Origin of the sequence: Ruminococcus sp. D54t1_190329_F1, assembly GCF_015551645.1 — a bacterium.
GTDB classification, from domain to species: Bacteria; Bacillota; Clostridia; order Lachnospirales; family Lachnospiraceae; genus Blautia_A; species Blautia_A faecis.
The window spans coordinates 1-13,697 of sequence record NZ_JADNDC010000016.1 but is presented as its reverse complement, the minus strand read 5'-3'; the positions used below and the strand labels follow the sequence as shown (position 1 = coordinate 13,697).

Sequence of the window (13,697 nt, the reverse complement as noted above, 5' to 3'; positions counted from 1 at the left end):
GAGAAGAAAAGGGACATAATATAAGAATCAGTATGATTTGTGTCCAGTAAGGAGAAGGTACAGACATGTTTATTACAAGAGAGTGCGATTACGCAGCAAGAGTTCTTCGGGCACTGTCAGGGGAAACTCGCCTTAGCGTTAATGAAATCTGCGAGAAGGAATCCATTACCGCTCCCTTTGCCTATAAGATACTAAAGAAACTTCAGAAAGCCGGTATTGTGAAAGGATATCGCGGAGTCCATGGTGGATATGCCATGAATAAATCACTTGGTGAACTGACTCTGTTTGACGTATATAAGGCTATTGACCCGGATTTGTTCATTATAGAATGTATGGCTTCAGGTTATGAGTGTCCAACAGATGGAAAAGGAGATCATCTTCCTTGCTACATGCACAGAGAACTCTGTGAGATTCAGCAGGGGGTGTGGGAACTGCTTAAGAGAAAATCCCTTTAGGAAGTTCTCATGCCGGAAATGTAATATGCTAAAAAGCTGGTCAGACTCCATAAAGGAGTATCTGGCTGGCTTTTTTTATGCTTACTGGTAATCTTTGTATGTGATAATATACAAAAATCAAAATAGACATCATTGGAAGATTATGCTATAATGTCATATGGACTTTTAGACACATTGTGTCTAGAAATATTATTTTCATCATACCTTTAAGGAGGAAAAACAAACTATGGCAAGAAAGATGAAAACCATGGATGGTAACCATGCAGCCGCTCATGCATCATACGCTTTTTCTGATGTAGCTGCAATTTACCCGATCACCCCTTCATCTGTTATGGCTGAGGCTACAGACGAGTGGGCAACCCAGGGAAGAAAGAACATCTTTGGACAGGAAGTACAGGTAACAGAGATGCAGTCTGAGGCTGGTGCTGCTGGTGCAGTACACGGATCTCTTGCAGCTGGTGCCCTTACTACTACCTATACAGCATCCCAGGGTCTGTTACTGATGATCCCGAACCTTTACAAGATCGCTGGTGAGCAGCTTCCGGGTGTATTCAACGTATCCGCTCGTGCACTTGCTTCCCACGCACTTTCCATTTTCGGAGATCATTCCGATGTTATGGCCTGTCGTCAGACTGGTTGCGCAATGCTGTGTGAGTCTTCCGTACAGGAAGTTATGGACCTTACTCCGGTAGCACATCTTGCAGCAATCAAGGGAAAAGTTCCGTTCATTAACTTCTTCGACGGATTCCGTACATCTCACGAGATCCAGAAGATTGAGACATGGGACTATGAAGACCTGAAAGATATGGCAGATATGGACGCTATTCAGGCATTCCGTGATCACGCACTGAATCCGAACCATCCATGTCAGAGAGGCTCCGCTCAGAACCCGGATATCTTCTTCCAGGCAAGAGAGGCATGTAACCCATACTACGATGCTCTTCCGGCAGTCGTACAGGAGTACATGGACAAAGTTAACGCTAAGATCGGTACTGATTACAAGCTGTTCAACTACTATGGAGCAGCAGATGCAGAGCACGTTATCGTAGCTATGGGTTCTGTAAATGATACCATCGAGGAGACAATCGACTACTTAATGGCAGCTGGCAGAAAAGTTGGTGTTGTTAAAGTTCGTCTTTACAGACCATTCTGCGCACAGGCTCTTATCGATGCTATTCCTGAGACAGTTAAACAGATCACAGTTCTGGACAGAACAAAAGAGCCAGGAGCTCAGGGCGAGCCTCTGTATCTTGATGTTGTTGCTGCACTTAAGAACAGCAAATTTGACGGCGTTAAGATCTTCACCGGACGTTACGGACTTGGTTCCAAGGACACAACACCGGCTCAGATCGTAGCTGTTTATGACAATACTGAGAAAGAGAAATTTACTCTTGGTATCGTTGATGATGTTACAAACCTTTCCCTTGAGACAGGCGCTCCGCTTGTAACTACTCCAGAGGGAACAACAAACTGTAAGTTCTGGGGACTTGGTGCTGATGGTACTGTAGGTGCTAACAAGAACTCCATCAAGATCATCGGTGACAATACAGATATGTACGCTCAGGCATACTTTGATTATGACTCCAAGAAGTCCGGTGGTGTTACAATGTCCCACCTTCGTTTTGGTAAGAAACCGATCAAATCTACCTACCTGATCCACAAAGCAAACTTTGTAGCATGCCACAATCCGTCCTATGTGAACAAATATAACATGGTACAGGAACTGGTTGACGGCGGTACATTCCTTCTGAACTGTGCATGGGATATGGAAGGTCTTGAGAAACATCTTCCAGGACAGGTTAAGGCATTCATCGCTAACCACGGTATCAAATTCTACACCATCGACGGTGTTAAGATCGGTATCGAGACTGGCATGGGACCAACACGTATCAATACAATCCTTCAGTCCGCATTCTTCAAACTTACCGGAATCATTCCGGAGGAGCAGGCTATCGAGCTTATGAAAGCTGCTGCGAAAGCAACATACGGACGTAAAGGTGATGATGTTGTTCAGAAGAACTGGGCAGCTATCGATGCTGGTGCTAAGCAGGTTGTTGAGATTCAGGTTCCAGAGAGCTGGAAAGATGCTGCAGACGAGGGTCTTCATATGACTCACGCTACAGAAGGACGTCAGGAAGTTGTTGATTTCGTTAACAACATCCAGGCTAAGGTTAATGCTCAGGAAGGTAATACACTGCCTGTATCTGCATTTAAAGATTATGTTGACGGTACTACACCATCCGGTGCTGCTGCATACGAGAAACGTGGTATCGCTGTAAATATCCCTGTATGGAATCCGGAGAACTGTATCCAGTGTAACAGATGTGCTTATGTCTGCCCGCACGCAGTTATCCGTCCGGTAGCTCTTACAGCTGAAGAGGCTGCAAATGCTCCAGAGGGAATCAAGACATTACCAATGACTGGTATGAAAGATGAGTATCAGTTCACAATGACTGTATCCGCTCTTGACTGTACAGGATGTGGTTCCTGTGCGAACGTCTGCCCAGGCAAGAAAGGTGCTAAGGCACTTGCTATGGAAAACCTTGAAGTAAACATGGGAGAGCAGAAATACTTCGATTACGGTGTAACTCTTCCGGTTAAAGAAGACGTTATCGCTAAATTCAAAGAGACAACTGTTAAGGGAAGCCAGTTCAAACAGCCGCTTCTTGAGTTCTCAGGAGCTTGTGCTGGATGTGGTGAGACACCTTACGCAAAACTGATCACCCAGCTGTTTGGTGACAGAATGTACATTGCAAACGCTACAGGATGCTCCTCTATCTGGGGTAACTCCTCACCTTCTACACCATATACCGTAAATGCTAAGGGACAGGGTCCTGCATGGGGCAACTCCTTATTTGAGGATAATGCTGAGTTCGGTTATGGTATGCTTCTTGCTCAGAAAGCTATCCGTGATGGCCTGAAAGCAAAAATTGAAGATGTTGTAGCTAACGGTGACAATGCAGACGTTAAAGCTGCTGGTCAGGAATGGCTGGATACTTTCGCATGCGGTGCTACCAACGGCGCAGCAACAGAGAAACTGGTTGCAGCTCTTGAGGCTTGCGGATGCGACAAAGCAAAAGACATTCTTACACAGAAAGACTTCCTTGCTAAGAAATCCCAGTGGATCTTCGGTGGTGACGGATGGGCTTACGATATCGGATTCGGTGGTGTTGACCATGTTCTCGCAAGCGGACGTGACATCAACGTTATGGTATTCGATACAGAGGTTTACTCCAACACAGGCGGACAGTCTTCCAAGTCTACACCTACAGGTGCGATCGCACAGTTCGCAGCTGGCGGTAAAGAGACCAAGAAGAAAGATATGGCTTCTATCGCAATGAGCTATGGTTATGTATATGTTGCTCAGATATCTATGGGAGCTGACTTCAACCAGGCTATCAAAGCAATTGCAGAGGCAGAGGCTTATCCGGGACCATCACTTATCATCGCATACGCTCCATGTATCAACCATGGTATCAAGAAAGGTATGTCAAAAGCTCAGACAGAGGAAGAGCTTGCTGTTAAGTGTGGATACTGGCACAACTTCCGCTTCAACCCAGCTGCTGAGGGAAGCAAGTTTAGCCTTGATTCCAAAGCACCGGATATGACAGATTATCAGGAATTCCTGAACGGTGAGGTTCGTTACAACTCCTTACAGCGTCAGAATCCAGAGAAAGCTGCCAGACTGTTCGCTAAGAACCAGTCCGAGGCTAAGGCAAGATACGAGTATCTGCAGAAGCTGATCACTCTGTACGGAACAGAGGAATAAGAATTACCCGCGGCAAGTCCGCATTATAAATATATAATATAAACATGTAATATAAACATGTAATGTTTATTATGTCGTAGCGTAAAGTGAGCCTGCGATACTGCCTAAAAAGGGTGGTATCACAGGCTTTTCTTGTGTGGATTAAATTCTGGGTGGCTACGGTGACTGACGTAGGCGCAGCAGATGAAAAATCAGACAAGTCAATATGGCGGTTACTTAATATTCGATGTACCCGATCGGTTCAGTTACTGTCAGAAGTGCTAGTGCAAATAGGAAAGCATTCACGTATAATGAAAATAACAAAAAACACGATAATAACAAGAAGGGAGATGTTTTTATGAACAAAAAAATGAGACTGTGGGTGGCTGGAACAGTTGGAGTCTTAATGACAGGCCTGATGAGCGTGAATGCTTATGCACTTGAAGAAAAGGATGTTATTGGAACCTGGTATGTAAATGAGCTTTCCATGGGTGGAGACATTTTGTTTCATCCAGGAGTAATGGGAATGGAAGTGACCGTGGATATTAAAGAAGGCGGTCAGATGGAAACCATAACGTCCTACAGTGGGGAAGAACCAGAGGCAGATCAATCAGAGTGGAAAATAGAAAATGATAAATTGTTGATGACTTATAGCGATCAAACGGTAGAATGTGAGTATGCTGATGGCAAAATAACGATAACTGCAGATGGAACGACAATGATCCAGCGGAAGCCTACTGCTATGATTTTTCAATATATTATGATTGGGATGAGTATCAATCAGAGTATGATTATTCATTGGATATAAATATTGCCAGGGACTTGATTGCGCAAACAGACGAAGTTAGTTATTACCTTGGTCTTGGAATGTCCCTGTGGTATACCGGTACGGAGGAGTATATTGAGGGAAGAAACTGTCCGGTATTTGTTATAGGGACAGATCATGAGGAACATTTTACAAAAGAAAAATATTATGCGGCAGGAGATAATGTGGTTTATTATTACGATCCGTTAGGCGATGCGTGGCTTTTGCTGGGAGCTGGCTGACAGACGGATTTTGGTATATGCTGACAGAAGATTCATCAGGGTGTGCAGATTGCAGGAATGATTTTTTAAACAGGCTTTCGTATATAACAGAGATTGATTAATTGGGGAAAGAGGAAACAGACATGAATGATTTTTTAACAGAAAAGAATAAAAAAACAGGAGTGTTAGGAAAACTGAAATGGGTTCTTTGTGGCTTCTGTATACTTTTTACTCTGGGAGCTATTGGCGCAGCAGAGAAATATATTGGTGAAGGATGCTGGGGAATGGCAGCAACGGAGATTATACTGGGATTGTTATTTTTGTATCCCACCTTCCGGGAAATCCAGAAAGCATTGAAGAAGAAAAAAGCCAGAGAAATAGCCTGTTGGTTTGAATCTTATGCCCAGAGCACGCTCTCATTTGAGAAGTTTGAGACTGAGATGGGAAAAGATGCTGTAAGGAAACTGGAAAAAATGATTGCCAAAGGGTATATTCGAAATATTCAGATAGACAGAGAAGAAAATTATATATTGATTACTGCACCAAACAGACGTGTGAATGAGAAGATTTATATTACAGTTACCTGTCCCAGCTGCGGTGCAAAGAATCAGATAATAAAAGGCCGCCTGTGCAACTGTGAATATTGCGGACAGCGTCTTACTTCCTGACAGCAGATGCGAATTATTACACAAGGGGCTGCCTGTTTTCCGGCAGCCCCAATGTTAGATTGTCACTTGTTAAGTTGGTTGAACCGCTGTATACGGAACCGTACGGTGGCGTGATAGCACGGATTACGAATGCGGTCGACAGCTGTGGGAGCGTCATAGGCGCGGAACAGCTGACTTTCATATGTGATGTAGCCGGTAGGCGACATGTTCGTTTAGCGGCAAAGAAGAATATTTAAAAGCTGTGAAATTGTCTGATTTAGTACAGGATGCCTGAGGTAAGGAGCAATCTGGTTCATAGGAGCCAGCACAAAGTCACGATTCTGCATATCCGGATGGGGGATGTGAAGATCTGCAGTATCAATGATTTCCTGATCATAAAAGAGAATATCCAGATCCAGAGTACGAGGACCCCAGTGAATAATACGTTCCCGGTTTGCCTCCTGTTCCAGCTGATGAAGACGTTCCAGCAATTCTTCCGGTGAAAGAAGGGTACGCATTTTCAAAACTCCATTCAGAAATTCATCCTGATCGGTAACACCATAAGGTTCTGTTACAAGATAATCAGAAACGGCCTCTATCCGGCATCCTTTTGTTTTTTTCAAACCACGTATCCCATTGTCGATGAACAGCTTTTTATCTCCCATATTAGAGCCAAAAGCAATGTATGCAGTATGCCATTTTCTTGTGATTTCCACAGATACGGTTTTCAGTGGAAGACCAACAGGAGCCCAGGGCTTTTCAATTTTCAGTGTGATCTGTTCCAGATCGGAAAGAGAGTCGAGCAGCATCTCTGCAAGATTTTCTGCAAGTGCTTCCAGAAGCTTAAAAGTATGTTTTCTGGTGAAATCTGTAATCATGTGGCTGACTTCTCCGTAATTGATAGAAGCAGACAGATCATCCGTTAACCCGGCCTGACGTGTGTGGGTAAAGAGGGTGGCAGAAATAACAAATTTTTGTCCAAGTACATTTTCTTCCGGATAGACACCATGGTTGGCAAAAATTTCCAGTTCTTTAATTTCTATTTTATCAAATCTGGTTTCATCCATAACAGTTGTTCCTTTCTGTTGACTATTTACAATTTTGAGGAATTTGAATGCAGTCGCTTCGCGACTGCGTTCATGAGCAAGTAGCAAAGCGGATTGCGAATGTCCTCTTTACTCTCAATTATAACCCAAAATTGCTTCTGTCATCTGGATCACGCGTCTGTTTTCCTTGACATCATGAACACGCACAAAAGAACAGCCCTTTATCACACCAATTACACTGGTAGCCAGTGTTCCCTCTACACGCTGGTCTACAGGCAGATCAAGTGCCAGTCCGATCATCGACTTGCGTGAGGTGCCAAGAAGAACCGGAAAGCCCAGATTCTTAAAAAGTTCCAGATGATTCATAGTTTCCAGATTCATCTCAAATGTTTTTCCAAATCCAACCCCTGGATCGAGAATGATTTTCTCATCTTTGATTCCTGCTTTTCTTGCAAGATTGACACATTCCTGTGTCTCAGAAAGCATATCAATGAGAAAATTGTTATATTCTGTATTGGACTTATTGTGCATGAGACAGCATGCAACATCATATTTGGCAATTACAGCTCCCATTTCAGAATCATATTTTAATCCCCAGATATCGTTGACCAGATCTGCACCGGCCTGAATCGCACTTTCTGCCACGCTGCTTTTGAAGGTATCTACAGAAATGGGAATGTCAAAACGTTTTCTGACCGCTTCGATAACGGGCAAAACTCTCTGAGCTTCTTCCTCTGCACTGACCGGCGTGTGTCCGGGACGCGTAGACTCCCCGCCAATATCGATAATATCCGCACCATCCGCGATCATGGCTTCTGTATGCCGCAAAGCTTCATCTAAATGATTCCATTTCCCGCCATCGGAAAAAGAATCAGGAGTAATATTTAAAATTCCCATTATATAAGTGTGATTTTGTGTATCAAAAAAACGATTTCCAATTTTCATAAATAGAAACCATCCTTTCTGTTAGATTTTTTAGAAGGCTTAATATTCAATTGTCAGATTTTTTTTCTCAGAAGGCCAGTAACATTCTGAAGCTGCTGAACATGAAAAACAATTTCTGGACTTTTTATCAGCCTTATATAGCAGCATAGCCAACACATTATCAGATCCATCCGTCCTGTGCTGACTGATCGCAGATAATATTTCCTCTTTTTCCTGCTCTGTAAAATGCAGATCTGCCAGAATCTTTCCGGCTATTTCAGCTCCTGCAATGTCATGAGAAATACCCGACAGATATTGCTGCGCACGGCCAATGTCATGAAGAAGAGCAGTGGCATAAATGATTTCCCTGGACAGATTAAGCTTGTTTTCCAGAGAATAAATATACATCAGCCTGGCAACATCCAGAAAGTGTTCCGGCGTATGTCTGCAGAAAATACGATCTTTTTCAAGCTCCTGTATTTTCTCACAGTGCTTTTGATAAAGGGGATGCTGCCAGATTAAAGAAATACGGTTTGTTTCAGAAAAAGAACTGCTCATTTTCCAACCATGGAAAGGAACATTTTCTGCAGCTCCTTATCTTCTTTGAAGGCTCCGCGGGTTACAGTCGTAATTGTTTTGCTTCCTGGCTTTTTAACGCCTCGCATGGTCATGCAGGTGTGTTCTGCTTCCAGCATAACCATAATTCCCTTCGGAGAGAGGGCACGCTCCAGAGCGTCCGCAATCTGTACTGTGAGGCGTTCCTGGATCTGCGGTCTTCTGGCATAAACCTCTACCGTACGTGCCAGCTTGCTTAATCCTGTGACTTTTCCATCGGGAATATAAGCCAGGTGCGCCTTACCATAAAAAGGCATCAGATGATGCTCGCACATAGAGTAAAAAGTAATATCTTTTTCCAATACGATCTCATTGTTTTCTACTGGAAACTGCTTCAGTAAATGGTGATCTGCTTCCTGATCGAGACCACCGTAAATTTCCTCGCACATACGTGCAATTCTGTCGGGAGTATCAATCAGTCCCTCCCGGGTAATATCCTCACCGATTCCTTCCAGAAGCAGGCGGATGGCCTGTTCTACTTTTTGTTTGTCAACCATTAAAAATAACCTCCTTTGTATTTGATTGCGGAGACTATCCTTTTTTGATAAAACCGGGGAAGGATTTTCGAATTCGAATATCTGCCTGCTTAATACGCAAAAAAGGATATCTCCAATTGTGATAGAATGTATGTCGAAAACATTCCCTTGAGCCTGTTAAAAAACGTTTCCACAAATCGCAACGTGCATCTTGCAGAAAGTCTCTTTCGGGCAGGCTCTGACACAATATGAGATATCCCTCTTATAGTGCTTGCAACGGGTGCGGATAATATACCGTAAGACGTGCTTTTCGTTTCAGTGACAACTCCCCATTCACCGAACACTTGACGCATAAAATCCTATTTTGCATATCATTCATTTCGAAAGTTAGTATATCACGTCTTTTGGGAATAGAAAAGTGTTTTTTCTTAAACAGGTTGCGAAAGGGTAACGTGGATATTATAATAGGAATAGACAAAATTCACTGGAAGGAGTCAGTTTTATGACAGTTAAAGAACGAATCACCGCACTTCGGGAAGTAATGGCAGAGAAGAAAATAGATGCTTATCTTGTTCCCACAGATGATTTTCATGCATCTGAATATGTAGGAGAATACTTTAAGTGCAGAAAATATATTACAGGTTTTACCGGATCTGCCGGCAGAGCAGTCATCATGCAGGATATGGCTGGATTGTGGACAGATGGAAGATATTTCATCCAGGCGGCCGCACAGCTGGAGGGAACGGGTGTAGAGCTTTTTAAAATGGGAGAACCAGATGTTCCCACTGTGCACCAGTTTCTGGAAGAAAAATTAGGCGAGGGAATGTGCCTTGGTTTTGACGGAAGAACCGTCAGCGCCGAAGAAGCAGATGAACTGACCGAACTTCTTGCAAAAAAAGGAGCCACTCTTCAGACGGATTCTGATCTGGTAGGAGAAATCTGGGAAGATCGTCCGGCACTTTCCTGTGAACCGGTTATGGAACTGGATGTAAAATGGGCAGGCGAATCCCGTGCTGACAAATGTGCAAGAATCCGTAAATCAATGGAAGAGAAAGGTGCAGATGGATTTGTACTGACTTCTCTGGATGACATTGCATGGCTGCTGAATATTCGTGGCGGCGATGTACATTGCTGTCCGGTTGTTCTCTCTTATCTGATAATGACAAAAACAGAAATCAGGCTGTTTGCAAATGAAAAAGCATTTTCGGCTTCAATTCTGGACGCATTATCTAAGGATGGCGTAACCATTCTGCCCTATGACAGCATTTATGAATATGTAAAAACATTTGAGAAAGACATGACAGTTCTTCTTTGTAAAAAGAAAGCCAACTGTCGTCTGGTAAACAGTATTCCGAAGGAAGTAACGATTCTGGATGAAGCCAACCTGACTTTTCTTCCAAAATCAATTAAAAATCCAGTAGAAGTAGAAAATGAACGTATCGCTCATATCAAAGACGGAGTTGCGCTTACCAAATTCATCTGCTGGCTAAAGAAAAATGTTGGCAAAATTACAATGACAGAGTTAAGCGCAGGAGAGAAGCTGTACAGCTTCCGTGCCCAGCAGGAGAATTTTATCGACAACAGCTTTGACCCCATTATTTCTTATGGCATTCATGCTGCAATCAACCATTATTCTGCAACACCAGAGACAGATATTGCCATTGAGCCTGGCAATTTCCTTCTGGCAGACACAGGCGGACACTATTACGAAGGTACTACAGATACCACCCGCACAATTGTTATGGGCTCTGTGAATGACGAGCAGAAGAAATATTTTACCGCTGTTTTACGTGGCATGCTGAACCTTGGAAATGCCAAATTCCGTTATGGATGTACTGGTGTAAATCTGGATTATCTGGCGCGTGGTCCGTTATGGGAAATGGGACAGGATTTTAATCATGGAACAGGACATGGAGTTGGTTATCTTCTGAATGTTCATGAAGGACCAAACAGCTTCCGCTGGAGAATTATTCAGGGAGATAATGCAGTACTGGAAGAGGGTATGATCACATCAGATGAGCCTGGATACTATGTGGAAAACCAATATGGAATCCGCCACGAAAACCTGCTTGTATGCAAAAAAGCAGAGAAAACCTCATTTGGCCAGTTTATGTGCTTTGAACATCTGACTATGGTACCGTTTGATCTGGATGCTGTTGTTCCCGAGCTGATGACTGTGCAGGAACGGGCACTTCTTAATAATTATCATACACAGGTATATAAAAAGATTTCTCCATATCTGGAAGAAGAGGAAAAAGAATGGCTGAAAGAAGCTACACGCGAAATCTGATTTAAAACAGTAAACAGGGGCATGTATAAAACTGATATGCATCGCCCCTGTTTTATATTTCACAGAAAAAAGCAGCGCCTGCGGGAAGGAGAATAAATGACAATAACTACTTTATGCTATATCGAAAACGATGACAAATATCTGATGCTTCACAGAGTAAAAAAGCAAAATGACATAAATAAAGGCAAATGGATTGGTGTAGGTGGACATACAGAAGATCAGGAATCCCCTGAAGAATGTCTTCTGCGTGAAGTAAAAGAAGAAACAGGACTCACACTTACTTCCTACAAATTTCGTGGCCTGGTAACCTTTATAAACAGCGAATGTGAATCTGAGCTTATGTGTGTATTTACAGCCGATGGATATACCGGGGAACTGATTGAATGCAATGAAGGCGAACTATGCTGGGTTGATAAGAAAATAGTGCCAGAGCTTCCTACATGGGAAGGTGATAAAGTTTTTCTGAACCTGCTTCTTTCAGAGGAAAAACGTTTTTTCTCTGTTAAACTACAATATGAGGGAGAGCTGCTTGTAAATACGGAAATTCGCTTATACTAAATGAAAATTAATATAACAGAAAGAAGAAACAAATATGTTAAAATAAAACAAAAACTTGCAGAAAACCTTTGCTAAAAGGACTTTATCGACCGTACAAGGAGGTTATACATGAATAAAATAAAACTTTTTGCTGGAGCACTGACGTTCATGACAACCATGGCTCCTCCAATCCATGCATATGCTGCCACAGCCAGTCACGCAGAATTAAATGCAGCTGAAAAGAACATTGATCTTGATAAATCAGTTAATCTGCAGAATTCTATTAACCTTACAGATGAAATAGCCAAAGAAAATCAGGATTCCAATATAATGTTCAGCCCCACAAGCCTTAACTTCGCCCTTGGCATGATTGCAGAAGGTGCCAAGGGCGAAACGAAAAACGCATTAAATGAATATTTAGGAACCGATGATTTTGCAGCATATGCCAGAAAGTATATGAATGTAATTAAAAGCTATAATACAGAAGACGAAAATTATGGTTATACATCGAAATTAAAAATTGCAGATGCTTTATGGGTAAATCGGGGACTGACTCTGCAGGACCAATTTCAAAAAAATGCAGAAGATAATTTTGAAGCAGAGGCGGAAATTCTTGATTTTTCTGATAAAGAAAACACATGCAATACTATTAATGCATGGTGCAATGAAAATACAGATGGGCTGATTCCGGAAATTATGAAACCTGACATGCTTAATGAAAACAGTGAATTGTGTCTCACCAATTCATTGTATTTTGAATCCGGATGGTCCCAGGATCCATGGGATGTTTCTGACGAAAAAGAAAAATTCGGCGATAACGAAGAAACAAAGTACATGACAAGCATCGGTGATAATTACTATGAAAATGATGCGGCAACAGCATTTGAAAAATACTATGCAAATAATCTGAGCTTCATTGGAATTTTGCCGAAAGCAGAAGGAGATTTTACTCTTGATGAGCTGGATATTGAAGGTCTTCTGGAATCAGAACCGGAATACGATGAAGTTAACTGTAAAATGCCTAAGCTGAATTTTGAAACAACCGCTGAGTTAAGTGATATCCTCAGTAGAATAGGACTTGAGAATGTTTTTTCGGACGATGCTGATTTTTCAGGCATTGCAGATAAAGCGGTCCATGTCAGTTCTGTTTTACAGAAAACAAAGCTGGAACTAGACGAAAATGGAACTAAAGCTGCCGCTGTGACTGCAGTGACAATGGAGTGCATGTCTGCAATGGATACGGATCCGATTATAAAAGATGTTGAGTTGACACGGCCATTTGCATTTCTGATCTACGACAGTGCAAATGAGGAAGTGCTGTTTATGGGAAAAGTTCTAACGGTACAGTGACAGAAATTCTTCCATTATGAAAACAATTTAATTAAAAAATGAAAGAAAATATATTTGATGTATATTATGGCGTACTTGTTATGATAGGACTTTTCAAATTGAGTGTTTTATTGGGCTGCAATATGGAGATTGCTGCGAAAAAATCTAAAAGATTTTTGTAAGATTTTGTAAAAAGTGCTTGACGATTCCTTGCAATAGTGGTATAGTAAATAAGCTGTCGCAAGGAATTGCTTCTGAAATGCTGAAAAATAAAACAGTTTTCAGAAAATTTAAATTAACTGTTGACAAATGACTGAACTTATGATAAAGTAACCAAGTCGCTTGAACAGAACGACAGAAACAAACAGCTTTAGACAGGATTTTGAAAATCTTAAAAACTTTTGAAAAAAGTGCTTGACAAGATTTGAAAGATATGATAAAGTAAACAAGCTGTCGCAAAGAGATGACAGACAAACAACCTTGATAACTAAACAGTGAAACACATACGATTCTCGAAAATTCTTAACGAATCATCATTCAAAAGAATGAACTTTTTATAACAGTAATGACGAGAGATAACTAAGCTAGTTGGTTGTCTTGAGTG

The 13,697-nt window shown here is 42.0% G+C and carries 12 protein-coding genes and 1 riboswitch; of the genes, 8 read left to right on the top strand and 4 right to left on the bottom strand.

Annotated elements, in window-relative coordinates:
• The first annotated feature begins 65 nt into the window (after positions 1-65).
• The 5 genes from I2D69_RS08875 to I2D69_RS08855 all read left to right on the top strand — a co-directional run bounded on the left by I2D69_RS08875 (position 66) and on the right by I2D69_RS08855 (position 5,897).
• Complete coding sequence (locus I2D69_RS08875; protein WP_195379772.1) at positions 66-455, top strand: Rrf2 family transcriptional regulator; 390 nt, start codon at positions 66-68, stop codon at positions 453-455.
• 226 nt (positions 456-681) lie between these two features.
• On the top strand, positions 682-4,224 hold the full coding sequence (gene nifJ, locus I2D69_RS08870; RefSeq protein ID WP_195379771.1) for a pyruvate:ferredoxin (flavodoxin) oxidoreductase: 3,543 nt from the start codon (positions 682-684) through the stop codon (positions 4,222-4,224).
• 337 nt (positions 4,225-4,561) lie between these two features.
• Positions 4,562-5,011, top strand: coding sequence for a hypothetical protein (locus tag I2D69_RS08865; protein ID WP_237926004.1), 450 nt, complete (start codon positions 4,562-4,564; stop codon positions 5,009-5,011).
• Positions 5,002-5,250 (top strand): hypothetical protein, encoded by a 249-nt coding sequence (locus tag I2D69_RS08860; protein ID WP_243243789.1) that lies wholly within the window; start codon positions 5,002-5,004, stop codon positions 5,248-5,250. Before I2D69_RS08865 ends, I2D69_RS08860 begins: the two co-directional genes overlap by 10 nt.
• Positions 5,251-5,372: 122 nt before the next feature.
• The gene (locus I2D69_RS08855) at positions 5,373-5,897 is read left to right on the top strand and encodes a hypothetical protein (protein ID WP_195379770.1); all 525 of its coding nucleotides are present in this window, start codon (positions 5,373-5,375) and stop codon (positions 5,895-5,897) included.
• A 212-nt stretch (positions 5,898-6,109) separates the two neighbouring features.
• Here the strand turns inward: I2D69_RS08855 and folK are convergent, their stop codons facing one another.
• The 4 genes from folK to folE all read right to left on the bottom strand — a co-directional run bounded on the left by folK (position 6,110) and on the right by folE (position 8,958).
• Positions 6,110-6,943: a 2-amino-4-hydroxy-6-hydroxymethyldihydropteridine diphosphokinase gene (folK, locus tag I2D69_RS08850; protein WP_173716184.1), complete on the bottom strand. Its 834-nt coding sequence runs from the start codon at positions 6,941-6,943 to the stop codon at positions 6,110-6,112.
• A 114-nt stretch (positions 6,944-7,057) separates the two neighbouring features.
• Positions 7,058-7,867, bottom strand: a complete 810-nt coding sequence (folP, locus tag I2D69_RS08845) for a dihydropteroate synthase (RefSeq protein ID WP_195379769.1) — start codon at positions 7,865-7,867, stop codon at positions 7,058-7,060.
• 39 nt (positions 7,868-7,906) lie between these two features.
• On the bottom strand, positions 7,907-8,404 hold the full coding sequence (locus I2D69_RS08840; protein ID WP_195379768.1) for an HD domain-containing protein: 498 nt from the start codon (positions 8,402-8,404) through the stop codon (positions 7,907-7,909).
• The gene (folE, locus tag I2D69_RS08835) at positions 8,401-8,958 is read right to left on the bottom strand and encodes a GTP cyclohydrolase I FolE (RefSeq protein WP_118581498.1); all 558 of its coding nucleotides are present in this window, start codon (positions 8,956-8,958) and stop codon (positions 8,401-8,403) included. The genes I2D69_RS08840 and folE overlap by 4 nt, the downstream gene beginning before the upstream one ends.
• A gap of 251 nt (positions 8,959-9,209) precedes the next feature.
• Positions 9,210-9,306, bottom strand: a riboswitch (THF riboswitch).
• A 133-nt stretch (positions 9,307-9,439) separates the two neighbouring features.
• On the opposite strand from folE, the gene I2D69_RS08830 reads away from it, so the two are divergent.
• The 3 genes from I2D69_RS08830 (at position 9,440) to I2D69_RS08820 (ending at position 13,114) form a co-directional block, all read left to right on the top strand.
• The gene (locus I2D69_RS08830; RefSeq protein WP_195379767.1) at positions 9,440-11,227 is read left to right on the top strand and encodes an aminopeptidase P family protein; all 1,788 of its coding nucleotides are present in this window, start codon (positions 9,440-9,442) and stop codon (positions 11,225-11,227) included.
• A 96-nt stretch (positions 11,228-11,323) separates the two neighbouring features.
• On the top strand, positions 11,324-11,785 hold the full coding sequence (locus I2D69_RS08825) for an 8-oxo-dGTP diphosphatase (RefSeq protein ID WP_195379766.1): 462 nt from the start codon (positions 11,324-11,326) through the stop codon (positions 11,783-11,785).
• 108 nt (positions 11,786-11,893) lie between these two features.
• A complete protein-coding gene (locus I2D69_RS08820) occupies positions 11,894-13,114 on the top strand; it encodes a serpin family protein (protein WP_148462226.1) in 1,221 nt (406 codons plus the stop codon).
• The last annotated feature ends 583 nt before the right edge of the window (positions 13,115-13,697 follow it).

Excerpts from the sequence above, each read along its gene's own strand:
- I2D69_RS08875 (WP_195379772.1), top strand. The coding sequence starts at position 66 with ATGTTTATTACAAGAGAGTGCGATTACGCAGCAAGAGTTCTTCGGGCA.
- nifJ (WP_195379771.1), top strand. The coding sequence starts at position 682 with ATGGCAAGAAAGATGAAAACCATGGATGGTAACCATGCAGCCGCTCAT.
- I2D69_RS08865 (WP_237926004.1), top strand. The coding sequence starts at position 4,562 with ATGAACAAAAAAATGAGACTGTGGGTGGCTGGAACAGTTGGAGTCTTA.
- I2D69_RS08855 (WP_195379770.1), top strand. The coding sequence starts at position 5,373 with ATGAATGATTTTTTAACAGAAAAGAATAAAAAAACAGGAGTGTTAGGA.
- folK (WP_173716184.1), bottom strand. The coding sequence starts at position 6,943 with ATGGATGAAACCAGATTTGATAAAATAGAAATTAAAGAACTGGAAATT.
- folP (WP_195379769.1), bottom strand. The coding sequence starts at position 7,867 with ATGAAAATTGGAAATCGTTTTTTTGATACACAAAATCACACTTATATA.
- I2D69_RS08840 (WP_195379768.1), bottom strand. The coding sequence starts at position 8,404 with ATGAGCAGTTCTTTTTCTGAAACAAACCGTATTTCTTTAATCTGGCAG.
- folE (WP_118581498.1), bottom strand. The coding sequence starts at position 8,958 with ATGGTTGACAAACAAAAAGTAGAACAGGCCATCCGCCTGCTTCTGGAA.
- I2D69_RS08830 (WP_195379767.1), top strand. The coding sequence starts at position 9,440 with ATGACAGTTAAAGAACGAATCACCGCACTTCGGGAAGTAATGGCAGAG.
- I2D69_RS08825 (WP_195379766.1), top strand. The coding sequence starts at position 11,324 with ATGACAATAACTACTTTATGCTATATCGAAAACGATGACAAATATCTG.
- I2D69_RS08820 (WP_148462226.1), top strand. The coding sequence starts at position 11,894 with ATGAATAAAATAAAACTTTTTGCTGGAGCACTGACGTTCATGACAACC.